Below are 18,370 nucleotides of genomic sequence, written 5' to 3' on the forward strand. Positions count from 1 at the left end.
GAACTGGTTTATTCTCATTCACTAGTTGTCAAATGAAAAATACATATCGTGAAAAATATAACCATCCGCGTAGTTGTAATGAAATTAGCCAATATGTGTAATGTTTCTTAAAGATTTGCAACCCAATCGAATATGGGTTAAGATTAGAATGATACTAAATAGAGAATGGATCATAACCATTCAACGCGATCATACTGGAGGTATTGGAATGGCAATTTTGGAAATTAAAGATCTTCATGTCCGAATTGAGGACAAAGAAATCTTAAAAGGTGTTACCTTAACAATAAATACAAATGAGATCCATGCAATCATGGGTCCAAATGGTACGGGGAAATCCACGCTTGCATCAGCAATCATGGGTCACCCGAAATATGAAGTTACTTCCGGATCCATTATGCTTGATGGTGAAGACGTATTAGCAATGGAAGTAGATGAGCGTGCGAGAGCCGGTCTATTCCTAGCTATGCAATATCCAAGTGAAATCACTGGCGTAACGAACGCAGATTTCCTCCGTTCTGGAGTGAACGCACGTCGTGAAGAAGGCGATGAGATTTCTTTGATGAAATTTATTCGTGAAATGGATAGCAAGATGGAAGTTCTTGAAATGGAAGAAGATATGGCCACTCGTTATTTGAATGAAGGTTTCTCAGGTGGAGAGAAAAAGCGTAATGAAATTCTCCAACTTATGATGTTGAAGCCAAAGTTCGCAGTACTTGACGAGATTGACTCAGGTCTGGATATCGACGCATTGAAAATTGTTTCTAACGGAATCAACCAAATGCGCGGCGAAGGTTTCGGTTGCTTAATTATCACTCACTACCAACGTTTGTTGGATTACATCGAGCCAGATAAAGTGCATATCATCATGCAAGGTAAAATCGTTAAAACGGGTGGTTCAGAACTAGCCAAGAAACTTGAAGTTGAAGGATACGACTGGATCAAAGAAGAACTAGGTATCGAAGACGAAACTGTTGGACAAGAAGCATAAGAAAGGGGACGACTCAAAATGACGGTTGAAACAACATTGGCATTGACCGAACAAGACGTCCGCTCTTATTCCGCAAAAGTGGAGGAAGCTGCTTGGATGGCAGATTTTCGTTCGAACGCTCTAGCGAAAGCTGAAGTGCTCGAAATGCCAAAACCAGATAAAACTAAAATTACCAATTGGAATTTCACGGAATTCCCTTCACATACAGTTGAGAGCTCGATCTTCGCAGGGTTGGAAGAATTACCGACTGAAGCGAAAGCATTGATCGATGACGAACAACAACAAAATATTTACGTGCAACACAATAACACACCTGCATATCTTTCACTGTCTGAAGATTTGAAATCACAAGGCGTTATTATGACGGATATCTTTACGGCTTCACGCGAACACAGTGAGTTGTTACAGAAATACTTGATGACTGACGGTGTCAAAGTGGATGAGCATAAGTTAACGGCTCTTCACGCGGCATTGATCAACGGTGGAGTATTTGTCTACGTACCTAAAAACGTAGTAATCGTAGATCCACTACAAGTACTCTTCATTCACGATAATGAAGAAGCCTCACTGTTCAACCACGTAGTCATCGTTGCAGAAGAAAACAGTCAAGTAACCTATGTAGAAAGCTATCTTTCTACTATGGAGCATGCGGCAACACAAGCGAACATTGTAGCGGAAGTATTTGCTATGGCCAATGCGAAAATTGTCTACGGATCAGTCGACGTATTAGCGGAAGGTATGACAACGTATGTCAACCGTCGCGGTGTCACGGGACCACGTGCACGCATTGAGTGGGCACTTGGATTAATGAACGACGGCAATACGATTTCTGAAAACATCACGCATCTAGTCGGTGACGGCTCATCTAGTGATATGAAATCCGTTGTAGTTGGACGCGGTAGCCAGAAACAAAACTTTACATCTGAAATCGTACACTGGGGACTTGACACAGACGCTTTCATCTTGAAGCACGGTGTAATGAAAGAAAACTCATCCGCTATCTTTAACGGAATTGGACGTATCGCTAAAGGCGCAACTCGCTCGAACGCGGTGCAGGAGTCCCGTATTCTTATGTTAGGTGAAAGAGGACGTGGAGACGCGAACCCGATTTTGCTTATCGATGAAAATGATGTAACAGCAGGTCACGCCGCTTCAGTAGGACGTGTGGACCCACTGCAAATGTTCTATCTAATGAGCCGTGGTATTACACAAGAAGAAGCAGAACGCCTCATCATTCATGGTTTCTTAGCTCCAGTTGTTAGCAAATTGCCGATCGCAGGAGTTAGAAAACAATTGACGGAGGTTATTGAAAGGAAAGTGCGCTAATGCTCAGCAAAGACATCCGCAATCATTTCCCTATATTAGACCAAGAAATCAATGGACATCCACTTGTTTACTTGGATAGCGCTGCGACTTCACAAAAGCCTGTGCAAGTAATTGAGGCCCTGGATCGCTATTATCGCTTCGATAACTCCAATGTTCACCGTGGAGTGCATACACTTGGAAATCGCGCGACAGATGGTTATGAAGGCGCTCGTGAGAAAGTCCGTAAATTCATTAATGCTAAATCCACGCAAGAAGTCATCTTTATGCGCGGTACAACAACAGCGATTAACACAGTTGCGCAAAGCTATGGCCGTGCCAATGTCTCGGAAGGTGACGAAATCGTCATTACACATATGGAGCACCACTCCAATATCATTCCGTGGCAGCAGCTCGCCAAAGAAACTGGCGCAGTGTTAAAATATATTGATTTAGAAGAAGACGGTACGTTATCACTTGATAAAGTACGGGAAACCATTACAGATAAAACGAAAATTGTTTCCATCATGTATGTTTCCAACGTTCTCGGCACGATGAATCCGATTGAAGAAATCACGAAAATTGCCCATCAACACGGTGCGGTGATGTGTGTGGATGCTGCGCAAGCAGCTCCACATGTTAAAATTGATGTACAGAAACTAGATTGCGACTTCCTTGCATTTTCCGGACACAAAATGTGTGGACCTACCGGCATCGGTGTCCTCTACGGTAAAAAGGATTTACTCAATAATATGGAACCCATCGAATTCGGCGGCGAGATGATTGATTTTGTCGGACTATACGAATCTACGTGGAAAGAATTACCTTGGAAGTTTGAAGGTGGTACGCCTATTATTGCAGGAGCTATTGGACTCGGTGCAGCTATCGACTTCTTGGAAGAAATCGGTTTGGACGCTATCGAACAGCATGAACACGAACTAGCTGGTTATGCTATGGATAAAATGTCTGAAATCGACGGCTTGACCATTTATGGACCAAGAGATCCCGATCAGCGTGCAGGATTGGTCACATTCAACTTGGATGACGTCCATCCTCATGATGTCGCAACTGTACTCGATATGAATGGTATAGCTGTTCGTGCAGGTCATCACTGTGCACAACCATTGATGAAATGGTTGGATGTTTCTTCAACAGCGCGTGCCAGCTTCTATCTTTATAACACCACTGATGACGTAGATCGCCTCGTGGAAGGACTTCGCACAACAAAGGAGTATTTTAACGATGTCTACTAATAAACTAGATCAACTTTATCGTTCTGTAATCATGGAGCATTATAAACATCCGAAAAACAAAGGCGTTCTAGAGAACGGTAATGTCACAATTGACATGAATAATCCGACTTGTGGCGACGTCATCCGTTTAACAATGAACGTGGAAGATGACATCGTCAAAGACGTCAAGTTTGAAGGGGAAGGATGTTCCATTTCAATGGCATCCGCATCTATGATGACACAGATGATCAAAGGTAAAACGACTGAAGAAGCAGTTAAGTTAGCACATACTTTTTCAGATATGATGTTAGGCAAAGAGTTGGACGAGTCGATTGATCTTGACGACCTAGAAGCATTATCGGGTGTCGCGCAGTTCCCTGCCCGCATTAAATGTGCAACATTGAGCTGGAAGGCGATGGAAGAGGGAGTCTCTGGCGAGTCGCAATGACCTTGGCCATAGTACGAGCAATTATGGAACGGAGGAATAATAATGGCAAAACAAATGCCGGAAATCGGCGATTACAAATACGGTTTCCATGACAAAGACGTTTCTGTGTTCCGTTCAGAGCGTGGATTGACACGTGAGATAGTGGAAGAAATTTCGGCAATGAAAGAAGAACCACAGTGGATGTTGGATTACCGTTTGAAATCTCTTGAGATTTTTTACAATAAGCCAATGCCACAATGGGGCGGAGACTTGAATTCATTGAAGTTTGATGAAATCACGTACTACGTAAAACCATCTGAAGGTGCAGAAACTTCTTGGGATGAAGTACCTGAAGAAATCAAGCGTACGTTTGATAAACTAGGTATTCCTGAAGCAGAACAAAAATACTTGGCAGGTGTCTCTGCACAGTATGAATCTGAAGTTGTTTACCACAATATGAAAGAAGAACTAACAGATCTAGGAATTGTCTTTAAAGACACGGATTCTGCACTTCGTGAAAACGAAGAGTTGTTCAAACAATATTGGGGTACGGTTATACCCAACTCAGATAATAAATTCTCAGCGTTAAACTCTGCTGTATGGTCTGGTGGATCATTTATCTATGTACCACCTGGCGTAAAAGTAGAAACACCGCTACAAGCTTATTTCCGTATTAACTCGGAAAATATGGGTCAGTTCGAGCGGACGATGATCATCGTAGACGAAGGCGCAAGCGTTCACTACGTAGAAGGTTGTACAGCACCTGTTTACACAACAAACTCACTACACAGTGCGGTTGTTGAAATCATCATCAAAAAAGATGCATATTGCCGTTATACAACAATCCAAAACTGGGCGAACAACGTCTACAACTTGGTAACGAAGCGTGCAGTATGTGAAGAGAATGCGACAATGGAATGGATTGATGGCAACATTGGTTCTAAATTGACGATGAAATACCCAGCAGTCATCCTAAAGGGTGAAGGCTCACGCGGTTTGACACTATCTATCGCATTAGCAGGTAAAGGACAGCACCAGGATGCCGGCGCGAAAATGATGCACTTGGCACCTAACACGTCTTCTACTATTGTTTCGAAATCTATCTCTCAACACGGCGGAAAAGTAACGTATCGCGGAGTTGTCCACTTCGGACGCAATGCGGACGGAGCTCGTGCCAACATTGAGTGTGATACGTTGATCATGGATAAACTATCTACTTCAGATACGATTCCATACAATGAAATCTTGAATAACAATATTTCATTGGAACACGAAGCAAAAGTTTCAAAAGTTTCCGAAGAGCAGCTCTTCTATTTGATGAGCCGTGGTATTCCTGAATTGGAAGCAACAGAAATGATTGTTATGGGCTTCATCGAGCCATTTACAAAAGAACTACCGATGGAATATGCGGTAGAGATGAACCGTTTGATCAAGTTCGAGATGGAAGGTAGTATTGGGTAAGCGTTGAAATATCAGCGTTTATGCGATATTCCTAACAGTTGAATAAAGCAACGTGCCGATTTCATGCCGATTCAATTCGGATGGTCGGCACGTTTTGTTTATTTAGCGAACCTTTTTCTCCACAACCGCAATCGTGCATCTCGAAACACTTATTAATTTACCTATCTCATCCGTGATTTGGATATCCCAGACCATCGATGTGCGCCCTTTATGGAATGGAACGGCAGTAGCAGTGACCACACCATCTTTTTTACCCCGTATATGATTCGCATTGATTTCTAGTCCTACTGGATAATGCGTCTCGGGATTTAGGTTTAAAGCGGCTGCAATGCTAGCCGCAGTTTCAGCGAGTGCTACTGAAGCGCCTCCATGTAACAACCCCATAGGTTGAACAGTTTTCGGTCCAACTGGCATTTCACAGACGACTTTGTCAGGATCGAGTTGTGTAAAGGTAATTCCTAAAGCACCTATCAATGTCTGTTCCAGATCAATACTATCCAATAAATTAAGTTCTTTCATCCTTTTCTCTACCTCCATTTCACTGATATGCTTCTATTACATGTATATACATGTAATAGAAGCATACTACTAAGTGTGGCGGGAAATCCAGCTTTAAAATTTATCCCGGTACATGTACAATAGAATGAATTGTCGAAGCGGCTAAAACAGTACGATCATCATTTTTAGGAAAGAGTGGACATCATGAGAAAAAAATTGGATCAAGAGCAAGCGAATTATATTATTGACGTGTGTGCCAGTGCGAATCTCCGTACGGTATCCGGATCACTTACACAACTGTACAATCATCTCTTGAAACCTACTGGATTAAAAATCACCCAATATTATATGCTCGGCAATATTTATACATCGCCGGATATTTCGATTAGTAAATTAGGTGAGATGATGTTGCTCGATCAAACGACTGTCACGCGTAATTTGAACATTCTAAACGATTCCGGATATGTACAGATCAAGAGAGCAAAACAGGACTCGCGAACCAAAGTGGTCACGATCACAGAATTAGGGTACGACAAATTAAATGAGGCTACACCGATCTGGGCACAAGTACAGGAACAAATTGAAGGATCTATTGGCAAAGCAGAATACATGGACTTACTGAAGAAGTTGAAGGCATTACAGAAAGCGATTGATGAATTCAAAAGTTAAGTAACATAAAAATGAATCTCCATTCATAAATTAATTGACAACTTGAAAAAATCAAGTAAAATACATGTATATACATGTATTGAAAATGTAAAGTTTTTGAAACGTCTTAGTGTATGTTCGTTACAGGAGTACATTTATACGTTTTGAAAGCGCTTACGCTAAAAGGAGAGTGTTTCTAATGAGTTTAGTAGAATGGAAAAAGAGTATGAGTCTTCCAGTGATCGCAGCCCCGATGTTCATTATTAGTAATCCTAAGACTGTGATTGAGCAATGTAAAGCAGGAGTAATCGGTTCTATGCCTTCTCTAAATGCAAGGCCCGTTGCACAATTCGAAGAGTGGTTGATCGAGATTACAGAAGAATTAGCCGACTATAATGCGAAAAATCCCAATAAACCAGCCGCGCCATTTGCGATCAACCAAATTGTCCACCGATCCAATGAAAGATTGCAAGAAGATATGGAGCTGTGTGTAAAGTATAAAGTTCCGATCATTATTACATCGCTAGGCGCCAAAGAAGATGTCTATGAGGCTGCACACAGTTACGGCGGTATTGTATTGCATGATGTGATCAATAATATGTTCGCGAAGAAAGCAATTGAAAAAGGTGCAGATGGTTTAATTGCAGTAGCTGCAGGAGCGGGAGGGCACGCGGGTCCGAAAAGCCCGTTCGCGCTCGTTCAAGAAATTCGGGAATGGTTTGATGGACCACTGGCACTTGGCGGATCTATCGCAACCGGCAGAAGCGTATTGGCAGCCGAAGCCATGGGGGCGGACTTTGCCTACATCGGATCGCCATTCATCGCTACTGAAGAAGCGAGAGCCGTTGAAGAGTATAAACAAGCCATCATAGACGCCACTTCCGATGATATCGTGTACAGTAATTATTTCACAGGGGTGCACGGGAATTATTTAGCTACGTCCATCCGGGCTTCAGGTTTAGATCCTGATAACTTACCAGAAAGTGATCCAAGTAAAATGAATTTCGGCGGAGATGCAGGTCAAAAAGCTTGGAAAGATATTTGGGGCTGTGGTCAAGGAATTGGCATCATCGATAAAATTCAACCTACGAAAGAATACGTCGCACAATTAGCACAGCAGTACCAAGAGGCAAAGGATAAGTTGGTAGGAGATAAAGTGAGCACGGCGAGCACCTAATAAAGAAAAGAATCATGATAAAAACAAGTATGTCCATCCAGACACGCTTGTTTTTTATTTGCCTGCTTAGTGTTGGTGAGTGGAGTTTGTTTCAATACGGTAGATTTTTAAATCATTCATTGCGGTCTTTTGATAGGTGAATTCTACATCTGTTTGGAGTTGTTCGAGTAAGGAGAGGGGTTTTGGTTTGTATTTCAGTTAAAGAAACATAGTTCATGTAAATTGTATCCTGTTTAGTTTCAATAGAAGACAACCGTTTATTTAATTTATCTTATTACCTCTATATACTAGCATGCTTTGCACTAAAGACAAATCCTATCATATAGACAAATCAATTTATTGATTATATACCTTATGGGGTATATAATAGATACACATACAAATGAAAAGGAGTTTTTTACATGTCTGAAAAAGCAACCGTATATGTATCATCTACTTGTCCTTATTGTACGATGATGACGAATTATCTGGATGAAATCCATGTGCCTTATGAGACGATCAATGTCTCTACAAATCCTGCAGAAGGGGAGCGTCTGATGGAACTAACCGGACAGATGGGCGTTCCACAAACACAGTTGAATGGAAAATGGATTATCGGCTTTGATCCAGCAAGTATTCACGCTGCACTAGACGCATGAATACATGTAAACGGTTTTTATTCAATCGAAACTGTATAATTCAATCGGCCGAAGAAATGGAAAAGAAAGTATTTCCGCGCTTTTGTCTTGGCCATATAGCATTTGCGTTGATGGGAGTCATTCTCGTCATCATCGAATGGACTCACTAATAGGAGGCATTAAGTATGGAATGGATCATCATAACACTAATCGTCGGCTTCGTAGTTTGGCGTATGAAGCCTGTAAAAGGTGTGCGTTCAATCTCGACTGCACAATTAAAAGATAGAGTGAACGATCAAAACGTCCAATGTATCGATGTGCGGACACCAGCTGAATATTCAGGACGCCATATAAAGAAATTTAAAAATATTCCTTTGAATTTGCTTTCAAAACAGATGGGAACATTGAAGAAAGATCAAGAAGTCATCGTCATCTGTCAAAGCGGCATGCGTAGTGCCAATGCAGCAAGCCAACTGAAAAAAGCAGGATTCGTGAATGTAACGAATGTACGCGGGGGAATGAGCGCGTGGCAAGATTAATACTAAAGAAGTGTCTCGGAGATCCTATCTCGGGACGCTTTTTTGCGTGAAAATAAAATCGGTTGACTAGGCGAATTATAGAAAATCATACTACCAAATCAGGAAGTATGATTTTTCCGAAAATACATGAGATATGATACACTAAGCTAAAGATCATAAGAGGGGGGCTTTCCATGATACATGTTGGTCTGACAGGGTGGGGAGACCATCCAAGTCTATACAATGAGAATACAGTCGCGAATAAAAAACTACTAGATTATAGTAAACACTTTCCAATCGTTGAGCTGGATTCGACGTTTTATGCTATACAATCGAAGAAAGTTATGGATAAATGGACAGAGGAAACGCCCGCTAATTTTCAATTTGTCGTGAAGGCGTATCAGGGTATTACAGGTCATCAGCGCGGAAAGTTACCATATGAATCTGAAGAGGAGATGTTCTCGCTGTTTAAGCTGTCCCTGACGTCATTTGTTGAAGCGGGGAAGCTTGCGATGGTACTGGTACAGTTTCCACCTTGGTTCGATTGTAAGAAGGAAAATGTGGATCGCATTCGCTATGTGCATGAACAATTACAGCCGTTGCCGATTGCTGTAGAGTTTCGCAATCAAACGTGGTATTCTCCAGCTTATCGAGAGAAAACACTCGACTTTCTGAAAGACTTGAACATCATCCATGTCGTTTGTGATGAGCCGCAAGTAGGGGACGGAAGTGTGCCGCTAGTCCCAGTTGCAACGGATCCGAAAGTTTTGTTACGTCTTCACGGTCGCAATGATAAAGGGTGGGTAAATACTACGGGAGATAGTAAAGCATGGCGTAAAGTCCGCTATCTTTATGATTATAATGAAAAAGAGTTAGAGAGTATGCGTGACATAGTGAAACATCTTCAGAAGCAGACTGAAGACGTATTTGTCATCTTTAATAATAACTCCGGCCAGCATGCAGCGAAGAACGCCAAACAATTTGCACGATTACTTAACATAGAATACGGTCAGCCTCTCACCAAGCAACTGGATTTATTTGAGGGGGATCACTGATGGAATTTGTAGTACTTGCCTTAATAGGTTTAGCATCGGGTATTATCGGTTCGATTGCGGGCCTCGGTGGAGGAACCATCTTGGTTCCTGTCACATTGTTTGTCGGATTAAATTTAGGAATGATTCCTGATATTACACCGCAAAGTGTAGTGGGCTTATCGGTCATCATGATGATTGCGAATGGACTTGGATCGACACTGTCTTATATGAAAGTAAAGACGATTGATTATCGCAGTGCATGGTTATTTTTCGCCGCGAGTATACCGGGTATCATTCTCGGAGCGCTAGTCAATAAAACCGTAAGTTTGTCCTCATTTAATTTATATTTTGGCATATTGCTCATCATTTTATCTACACTGTTAGTAACGAGAAAATATTTGAAACCGATTAGATGGTTTGTAGACAATGGAAAAAAGATTAAGTTTACTGATCCTCAAGGTAAAACACATATCTATGGCTACCCCATTTGGTTTGCCATCTTGTTGGCATTGTTCATTGGATTTACGTCGGGCTTATTCGGAATAGGTGGCGGTACGATGATTGTGCCGGCAATGATTTTACTATTCTTGTTCCCGCCACACGTCGCTGTTGCGACATCTATGCTTATGGTGTTTTTATCAGCAATCGTTAACTCGGTATCTCATATTTCACTCGGTCATGTGCCATGGCTGTATACGATACCTGTCGTGCCGGGCGCTTATTTTGGTGGCATGCTCGGCGCCTATTTAAACAGCAAAATGAAATCAGATACATTGGTTTTAGTCATACGCATCATTTTACTCGTCTTTGGACTTCGTTCCATCTATGAGGGGATTTGGGGTTGACACATATGAAGGAGACGGTAGCAACGATCCATATTTACCACACAAATGACGTCCATAGTCATTTCGAGAATTGGCCGCAAATTCATCACTTTCTTACTAAGCGGAAGCAACAAGCTGAAAAGAATGGGGAGCATTGTTTTCTATTTGATATTGGAGACCATATTGATCGGTCTCATCCGTTTACCGAAGGAACAGAAGGGAAAGGAAATATTGAATTATTAAACAAAGCAGGATACGACGCAGTAACGATAGGCAATAATGAAGGAATCACCATGTCAAAGGAAGCCTTAAATAGATTATATGAAGATGCGCACTTTGATGTAGTACTTTGCAACTTGACTGAACGGGATGGTAAGCTACCGTACTGGGCGAAGACGTCCACAATACTCGAGACCTCTGAAGGTGTGCGTGTCGGTGTCATCGGTGCCACAGCGCCATACTATGATTTTTATGAACAACTAGGCTGGAGCGTAAGCGAACCGCACGCGGCGTTGCAGGAAATGGCCCGCGGCTTGCGTCCTAAATGCGATGTCATCGTGTGTCTCTCGCATTTAGGAATCAATGAAGATCGTATTTTAGCTGCGCAATGCCCCGAGATCGATGTGATTTTAGGAGCACACACGCACCATTTATTACAAAATGGTGAATGGATTGACGACACGCTACTTGCGGCAGCAGAAAAATTCGGTCAGTATGTCGGTCACGTCCAGATCAATATAGACCGTATGACAGGTCAAGTCGTTCATATGAAAGCGGAGGTTTTTCCAACACAGATGATGGAAATGTCAGAAGAGGATATGGAACAGGTGAATAGCTTATTTGCTAAAGGGGAAGAGACACTAGAAGTACCCGTGTTTTATAATCCATCTCCATTATCACAGCGTCTTACAGGAGACAGTCCATTATCCTCGCTGTTTGGTCGCGCGTTACTTACGTATCTTGATGCCGACTGTGCGCTTTTCAACGCGGGTATTTTCCTTGGTAGTTTAGATAAAGGCTGGGTGACAAAAGGGGATTTGCACTCATTATTGCCACACCCTATCAATCCTTGCCTTATTCATTTAGATGGCATGGATTTGCTGACAGTCTATGAGCAATCACTTGATCCGAAGTGGACGGAACTTCCGATAAAAGGTTTAGGATTTCGTGGGACGCTGATGGGTAGTATGATACATGAACACTTATACCGTAACACGGACGGACAATTATTTGCAGGCAACCGTTTGGTAGAACCTGGTAAAATGTACACGTTGGCAACACTTGATATGTTCACGTTTGGCTTTTTCTATCCAGTATTAAAAGAAGCGAAGAAAGAATATATCATGCCGGAAATGCTTCGCGATATCCTTGGTTGGTATGGAAGGAAATATTTCAATGAGCGTTAGTTATGTCCGCCTCCTATTTCGCATAATGTGAAGTAGGAGGCGTTTTCATGCGGTTTTATACGAATCAAAAACGACCAAAGAAGTTTAATTACGGGAAAACCGTACTGCGCTTTGTCATCCCAACCATCATGGTGGGAGTGGCGATATTTTTCTATACGGTCAATAAACAGCTAACGCCAATCTATACACAATATGCCGAAGTGCAAACGCAGAAAATAGCCAGTTACGTGATCAGTCAAGCGATAAACAATCGATCCACCAGCGTCTACGATGTCAATGAAATTATAGAAAATGTTCCCGATGATACAACAGATACGGTGACAACGAAGTTTAACGCTGAAATCATCAGCCAGGTCATGTCAGAAATTCATCAGCTTGTTGAAAATCATCTGGAGCGCGCAGAAGGCGGAGATCTCGATATGCTACCGCCACTCGGAGATCTCGAGTACAATCCTGATCGTATGGAAAAAGAACAAGGTATTGTATTTTTCGTTCCGATTGGGCAAGCAGCGAATATCCCGTTGCTCGGTAACTTGGGGCCGAAAATTCCGATCCGCTTCCACGTCATTGGAGATGTACATGCAACAGTAGAAACCGATATTCGTGAATTTGGTATTAATAATGCCTATGTGGAAGTGTATCTGATGTTGCAAGTCAATGTGCAGATTATCGTTCCGCTAGCAACTAGCAGAAGTGTAGTGGAGCAGAAAATACCGATTGCAATTGGCTTGATCAGAGGAAAGGTACCACAAATTTATTCAAAAGGAGAGCAAACGCCCGCACAAATCGAAGTTCCGCTAGAGAAGACGGAGTAAAAGGCTATTGTGAACAAAGTCGATTATTGCTACACTAAGAACAGAAGAATATCGAGACTTACGTAGAGGCTGCATTGTTTATAAGTACCTGGCGAGAGAGTGACATCTATGACCGCGAGCGAAAGGAGACATTGCCGAAGTTTGAGAAGGGTCAACTTCTCAAGTTGGGGTCATTTCAAAGAGGAATGACACTGTCATACAGCGATAAATGTATGGAGAGCTACAGTTGCCAATTGTACTGCGATTTATGAATGTATTGCTTGATCAATTGACTGGCCGACTCCTACACGTATGCTATTGCCTGTGGGGTTGGCTTTTTTTATCGGTAAATTAAGGAATTACAGGATCGTATCTGCTATCCACTCTTCGAAAGATCTTCTGCATTTCGATATTATCTAGCAACTAGAAAGAGGAGGAATTACAATGATCGGAACATGGGTCTCTATTTTGCCTCCTATTATCGCCATCGTTATGGTGTTAGTGACAAGGAGAGTATTATTATCACTAGGTGCGGGAATTGTTACGGCAGCTTTACTATTAGCGAACTTCGCACCGTTTGAGACATTAAAAGGTGTATGGAGGGCTATGACAGTTTCATTTTGGGATGGCGGGCTCAATACATACAATATTTTTATTATGTTATTTCTATTATTACTAGGTATCGTTACGGCATTCGTCAGTTTATCCGGAGGGAGCGCCGCATTTGCACGCTGGGCAGTCAAACGCATCCGTACAAAACGTGGCGCGAAGCTGTTGACGATGGGGCTAGGGATTGCAATTTTTGTAGACGACTACTTCAATGCCTTGGCAGTTGGACAGATTGCAAGACCCATTACAGATCAGCACAAAATCTCTCGTGCAAAATTAGCATACTTCATTGACTCAACGTCAGCACCTATTTGTGTCGTGTCACCCATCTCGAGTTGGGGCGCATTCTTGATTGGACAACTTGCACTTATTTTAGGTACGACAGCAGCGGTGAGCTATTCGCCATTAACGGCATTTATTTTGATGGCGCCGATGAACTTCTATGTCATTGCGACATTGTCCATGGTCTTCTTCTTTGCTTGGACGAATAACGACTTCTTTGAAATGAAGAAACATGAAGACCGTGCCATGAATGAAGGCGAACTTTATGATCAAGATAAAGAAATTCCAGGTCAGCTAAAGGAAGAATTCCCTGAGCATACGCACGGCAAAGTTCGCGATTTGGTTGCCCCGATCGTGACGTTGATTGTGGTAACGCTCGGCATGATGATTGTTACTGGCTATAAAGAAGCGGGCGTTTTCGATATCTGGGCAATATTTGAAAACACTGATGTACCGTTCTCTTTGGTAATTGGTGGTGTTACGGCTACTTTGCTAGCTATGTTGTTATATATTCTGCAAATGAAAAAGAACGAAACAGCAAGTGTATCATGGATGTGGCGTGCATTGATTAGCGGAGTGAAAGCGATGATGCCTGCCATTCTCATCTTAATTTTCGCTTGGGGATTGACTGAGCTAATCGCTTCCTTAGATACAGGTCTATTCCTTTCTACCATGGTTGAGCAATTAAATATTCCTGTCACGTTCCTTCCGGTATTGATCTTCATATTAGCGGGATTAATGGCATTCTCGACAGGTACCTCATGGGGTTCTTTCGGTATCTTAATGCCAATTGCGGGTACTATTATGGTTAATGCAGCACCTGAATTATTATTACCGGCATTGGCGGCAGTACTTGCAGGCGCAGTATTTGGAGATCACTGTTCACCGATTTCTGATACGACTATTCTTTCCTCTACTGGAGCAGGTTGTAACCATATGGATCACGTGTCCACCCAATTACCTTACGCGCTTGTCGCAGCTGCTGTAGCAGCAATTGGGTATGTTGTGCTCGGGCTGACGGGTTCTGTGTGGATCGGTTTAGCGGCTGTTATTATTACTCTAATAGTTTTATTCGCGTATTTAAGCGCCAAAGGTAAGAAACACCCAGAACAAATAGCATAGTTTACCGTTTAGACTAAGAGTGATAATTACTTCATTCTTAGTCTAAATTTGTTTTGACATCTTTAATTAGGCTGTTTATACTAAATATACAGAACTATAGTTGTCAGAATAAATCAAATGGTAAAAGTTTTGTAAAATAACAAAAAAGAGGTGAAGTTGTATGGAAAATCGTTCACAGTGGGGAACGAGAGCTGGTTTTATACTGGCTGCAGTGGGTTCGGCTGTAGGACTCGGAAACATTTGGCGCTTTCCTTATGTTGCCTATGAAAATGGCGGCGGCGCATTTTTTATCCCGTACTTATTTGCACTATTAACAGCAGGTATTCCGATCCTGATCATGGAATTCACGATTGGACATAAATATCGTGGATCAGCCCCTCTTTCATTCTTCCGATTGAATGGAAAAAAAGCCGAGTTTCTAGGCTGGTGGGGGATCTTTGTATCCTTCGTTATTTCTACCTATTATGCCGTAATCATTGCATGGGCTATGAAATATACCGTCTACTCATTTAGTTTATCGTGGGGGAAAGATCCAGAAGCATTCTTCTTCGGAGATGTTCTGAGCCTAGCGGATAAACCAGGAGAAGTCGGAGGACTCGTTGGAGGTGTAGTATTACCCTTACTACTTGTCTGGGTGATTTGTTACATCATCCTAATCGGTGGTGTTAAGAAAGGGATTGAATTAGCGAATCGGATATTTATTCCTGTTCTTTTCTTACTCTTCTTATTTGTCGTCATCCGCGCCATCACACTTGACGGGGCTATGGTTGGGCTGGATGCGTTCTTTAAACCGGATGTCGATAAGTTACTGAACCCTCGTGTATGGGTTGCAGCGTATGGACATATCTTCTTCAGTTTATCGATCGCATTTGCCATTATGATCACGTATTCTAGTTATTTACCAAAGAAATCCGATATTACAAATAACGCCTTTATTACAGGTTTTGCAAACTCTTCTGTCGAGTTACTGGCAGGTATCGGAGTATTCGCGGTACTAGGATTCATGGCAACGAATCAAGGTGTAGACGTAGCAGACGTAGCCACGGCAGGTGTAGGGCTTGCGTTCGTCGTATTCCCTGAAATCATTAATCAAATGCCTGGATTAAATGGCCTGTTCGGTGCATTCTTCTTCCTGTCGCTGACACTTGCTGGTATCACATCACTCATCTCGATTTGTGAAACGTACATCGCAGGTATGGCAGATAAATTCAACATTTCAAGAAGTCGTTCGGTGACGATCGGTGTCGGATTATCAGCCGTCATCTCCCTGCTGTATGCAACGAACGGTGGTTTATACTTCTTAGACGTAGCGGATTACTTTATCAACCAATTTGGTATCGCAGTCATCGGTCTAATTGAAGTAGTCTTACTGGCTTGGGTGTTCAGAAAGCTTGGATTGTTCGAACAACATGCTAACGCAGTATCAGATATTCGTCTTGGTTGGTGGTGGAAAGTATCATTAACATTCATAACACCATTAGTATTAGGAACTATGTTATTCTTCCTCATCAAAGATAACATCGCAGAAAACTATGAAGGATATCCTACATCGTTCTTATGGACGATTGGTTGGCCAGTGGCAATTGGCGCGTTTGTTCTGTCGATCGTTTTCACATCATTAAAATGGAAAGACAACACACGAATTACAACAGATTATGAAGAAGAAAAAGGGGGGCTATAAATGGATACAGGAATGAGCGGCTCTGCAATTCTCATGATGCTACTCGGTGTGACAATCATCTGGGGCGGTCTATTTATTAGCATCTTTTACGCTACGATCCTCAGTAAGTTTCGAAAGAAATTCAAAATCGAATAGTAAACGATGGACACCTGTAACCGGAAATTTGGTTGCAGGTGTTTTTTTTGTAAGTTGGTGAGTGCACCATTGATCGACGCTGCAGGAGGATACTTAAGCAATGGAAGGGGTCAAAGCCATGCGTATTAGAAATCATCCACTACTACAACGAAAATCCAAAATCAGCCACCCTATTCCAAATTTCTACTCGCTTACCTTATTGCTTGCAATGTGTGTCAACTATAATTGAAGGTTATCTGAATTTATGTTACATTGACATGAGAAGAATCTATCAACAGAATGGAGTCGGTAGCGTTGTCATGCAAACCTGAAACAGGAAGAAAATCTGAGCATGTTAGAAAGCCGGATTGGCTGAAAATTAAGCTGAACACCAATGAGAACTATACAGGTTTAAAGAAATTAATGCGCGAAAAAAACTTGAATACCGTATGTGAAGAAGCGCGTTGTCCGAACATTCATGAGTGTTGGGGAGAGCGACGTACAGCTACCTTTATGATCTTAGGGGCTGTGTGTACACGGGCATGTCGTTTCTGTGCAGTTAAAACAGGTTTACCTAATGAACTTGACACCGCTGAACCGGAACGCGTAGCGGAATCAGTTGAATTGATGAATTTGAAACATGCCGTCGTCACTGCCGTAGCACGCGATGATTTAAAAGATGGAGGCTCTGCGATTTTCGCGGAAACCATTCGTGCGATACGCAGGAAGAATCCATTTACGTCTATTGAAGTATTGCCATCGGATATGGGTGGAGATATAGAGAACCTGCAACGTTTGATGGATGCAAAACCAGATATCCTCAATCATAATATTGAAACAGTACGCCGTTTAACACCGAGAATTCGTGCGCGTGCAACATATGATCGTTCACTTGAATTACTTCAACGTGCCAAAAACATGTATCCCGAGATCCCGACAAAGTCTTCACTAATGGTAGGACTCGGAGAAACAATGGAAGAAATTATTGAGACAATGGATGATCTGCGTGAACACAACGTAGATATCATGACAATTGGTCAATACTTGCAACCAACAAAAAAACACGCTAAAGTCGTAAAATACTATTCGCCTGACGAGTTTGGTGAGTTGCGGAAAATCGCAATGACTAAAGGATTCTCTCATTGTGAGGCGGGGCCGCTTGTACGTTCAAGTTACCACGCAGACGAGCAAGTTAATGCTTCGGCCAGAGAAAAACAGCGCCAAGGTGACGAACTGCTGAAACTTGAAGGACAAGCGAGCAGTTAAATGGAAGTGAAGCAGAGAATGGTTATTGTAGAGAATATGCAATATGAAATTGCAGAAGAGTTTCGCGATGGGTTCGATGAAGAAGCCTTGAACGAACGCTTTAGCGAAGTACTGTTAAAGTATGACTTTATCTTGGGTGACTGGGGATATGGTCAATTACGATTAAAAGGCTTTTTTGATGACCGTAATTCCAAATCCACATATGAAACGAAAATTAGTACTGTCCAAGATTATATTTATGAATACTGTAATTTCGGTTGTGCTTATTTTATCTTGAAAAAGATTGGAAAAGTAAAAGCGGAACTAACGGAAGTGGAAGCGGTGGACGAAGTACATTCTGAAACGCCATCTACTTCAAAAATAGACTAAT

19 protein-coding genes and 1 riboswitch are annotated in these 18,370 nt (G+C 42.1%); of the genes, 18 read left to right on the forward strand and 1 reads right to left on the reverse strand.

Translation table 11 applies throughout. From position 1 onward, the window contains the following. Window positions 1–208 precede the first annotated feature (208 nt). From sufC to sufB, 5 genes are read left to right on the forward strand one after another with little or no spacing between them, the layout of a single operon-like run. Window positions 209–988, forward strand: coding sequence for a Fe-S cluster assembly ATPase SufC (sufC, locus tag CSV67_RS06495; protein ID WP_099630786.1), 780 nt, complete (start codon window positions 209–211; stop codon window positions 986–988). Window positions 989–1,006: 18 nt separating this feature from the next. Continuing rightward, window positions 1,007–2,314 carry a Fe-S cluster assembly protein SufD gene (sufD, locus tag CSV67_RS06500; protein ID WP_099630787.1) on the forward strand — a complete coding sequence of 436 codons (1,308 nt, stop codon included), beginning with the start codon at window positions 1,007–1,009 and terminating at the stop codon, window positions 2,312–2,314. After that, window positions 2,314–3,543 carry a cysteine desulfurase gene (locus CSV67_RS06505; protein WP_099630788.1) on the forward strand — a complete coding sequence of 410 codons (1,230 nt, stop codon included), beginning with the start codon at window positions 2,314–2,316 and terminating at the stop codon, window positions 3,541–3,543. Before sufD ends, CSV67_RS06505 begins: the two co-directional genes overlap by 1 nt. Continuing rightward, window positions 3,533–3,970 carry a Fe-S cluster assembly sulfur transfer protein SufU gene (gene sufU / locus CSV67_RS06510; protein WP_099630789.1) on the forward strand — a complete coding sequence of 146 codons (438 nt, stop codon included), beginning with the start codon at window positions 3,533–3,535 and terminating at the stop codon, window positions 3,968–3,970. The genes CSV67_RS06505 and sufU overlap by 11 nt, the downstream gene beginning before the upstream one ends. Window positions 3,971–4,012: 42 nt before the next feature. Next, the gene (gene sufB / locus CSV67_RS06515) at window positions 4,013–5,410 is read left to right on the forward strand and encodes a Fe-S cluster assembly protein SufB (RefSeq protein ID WP_099630790.1); all 1,398 of its coding nucleotides are present in this window, start codon (window positions 4,013–4,015) and stop codon (window positions 5,408–5,410) included. A 102-nt stretch (window positions 5,411–5,512) separates the two neighbouring features. Here sufB and CSV67_RS06520 read toward each other — a convergent pair whose 3' ends face one another. Continuing rightward, complete coding sequence (locus CSV67_RS06520; RefSeq protein WP_199171363.1) at window positions 5,513–5,929, reverse strand: PaaI family thioesterase; 417 nt, start codon at window positions 5,927–5,929, stop codon at window positions 5,513–5,515. Between the two features lie 183 nt (window positions 5,930–6,112). Here CSV67_RS06520 and CSV67_RS06525 point away from each other — a divergent pair, with 183 nt between their 5' ends. The 13 genes from CSV67_RS06525 (at window position 6,113) to CSV67_RS06580 (ending at window position 18,369) form a co-directional block, all read left to right on the forward strand. Beyond that, window positions 6,113–6,577 carry a MarR family winged helix-turn-helix transcriptional regulator gene (locus tag CSV67_RS06525; RefSeq protein ID WP_099630791.1) on the forward strand — a complete coding sequence of 155 codons (465 nt, stop codon included), beginning with the start codon at window positions 6,113–6,115 and terminating at the stop codon, window positions 6,575–6,577. A 178-nt stretch (window positions 6,578–6,755) separates the two neighbouring features. Continuing rightward, a complete protein-coding gene (locus tag CSV67_RS06530) occupies window positions 6,756–7,733 on the forward strand; it encodes an NAD(P)H-dependent flavin oxidoreductase (protein WP_099630792.1) in 978 nt (325 codons plus the stop codon). 401 nt (window positions 7,734–8,134) lie between these two features. Further along, complete coding sequence (locus CSV67_RS06535) at window positions 8,135–8,371, forward strand: glutaredoxin family protein (RefSeq protein WP_099630793.1); 237 nt, start codon at window positions 8,135–8,137, stop codon at window positions 8,369–8,371. A gap of 164 nt (window positions 8,372–8,535) precedes the next feature. Continuing rightward, a complete protein-coding gene (locus tag CSV67_RS06540; protein ID WP_099630794.1) occupies window positions 8,536–8,889 on the forward strand; it encodes a rhodanese-like domain-containing protein in 354 nt (117 codons plus the stop codon). Between the two features lie 173 nt (window positions 8,890–9,062). Continuing rightward, entirely contained in the window at window positions 9,063–9,923 is an 861-nt protein-coding gene (locus CSV67_RS06545; protein ID WP_099630795.1) for a DUF72 domain-containing protein, read from the forward strand. Beyond that, window positions 9,923–10,747, forward strand: coding sequence for a sulfite exporter TauE/SafE family protein (locus CSV67_RS06550; RefSeq protein ID WP_099630796.1), 825 nt, complete (start codon window positions 9,923–9,925; stop codon window positions 10,745–10,747). Before CSV67_RS06545 ends, CSV67_RS06550 begins: the two co-directional genes overlap by 1 nt. A 5-nt stretch (window positions 10,748–10,752) precedes the next feature. Then, window positions 10,753–12,132, forward strand: a complete 1,380-nt coding sequence (locus CSV67_RS06555; RefSeq protein WP_233192573.1) for a bifunctional metallophosphatase/5'-nucleotidase — start codon at window positions 10,753–10,755, stop codon at window positions 12,130–12,132. A gap of 47 nt (window positions 12,133–12,179) precedes the next feature. Continuing rightward, window positions 12,180–12,947: a sporulation protein YunB gene (gene yunB / locus CSV67_RS06560; protein ID WP_099630798.1), complete on the forward strand. Its 768-nt coding sequence runs from the start codon at window positions 12,180–12,182 to the stop codon at window positions 12,945–12,947. Between the two features lie 55 nt (window positions 12,948–13,002). Further along, window positions 13,003–13,178: riboswitch (Lysine riboswitch) on the forward strand. A 192-nt stretch (window positions 13,179–13,370) separates the two neighbouring features. Continuing rightward, entirely contained in the window at window positions 13,371–14,939 is a 1,569-nt protein-coding gene (locus tag CSV67_RS06565) for a Na+/H+ antiporter NhaC family protein (protein WP_099630799.1), read from the forward strand. Window positions 14,940–15,099: 160 nt separating this feature from the next. After that, the gene (locus CSV67_RS06570) at window positions 15,100–16,620 is read left to right on the forward strand and encodes a sodium-dependent transporter (protein WP_099630800.1); all 1,521 of its coding nucleotides are present in this window, start codon (window positions 15,100–15,102) and stop codon (window positions 16,618–16,620) included. Further along, the gene (locus CSV67_RS16535; RefSeq protein ID WP_232319208.1) at window positions 16,621–16,755 is read left to right on the forward strand and encodes a methionine/alanine import family NSS transporter small subunit; all 135 of its coding nucleotides are present in this window, start codon (window positions 16,621–16,623) and stop codon (window positions 16,753–16,755) included. It abuts the gene before it with no gap. Window positions 16,756–17,034: 279 nt separating this feature from the next. After that, window positions 17,035–18,000 carry a lipoyl synthase gene (gene lipA, locus CSV67_RS06575; protein ID WP_099630801.1) on the forward strand — a complete coding sequence of 322 codons (966 nt, stop codon included), beginning with the start codon at window positions 17,035–17,037 and terminating at the stop codon, window positions 17,998–18,000. Window positions 18,001–18,018: 18 nt separating this feature from the next. Continuing rightward, window positions 18,019–18,369, forward strand: a complete 351-nt coding sequence (locus tag CSV67_RS06580; protein ID WP_233191672.1) for a YutD family protein — start codon at window positions 18,019–18,021, stop codon at window positions 18,367–18,369. The last annotated feature ends 1 nt before the right edge of the window (window position 18,370 follow it).

Origin of the sequence: Sporosarcina sp. P2 (assembly GCF_002743255.1) — a bacterium.
Lineage (GTDB): Bacteria > Bacillota > Bacilli > Bacillales_A > Planococcaceae > Sporosarcina.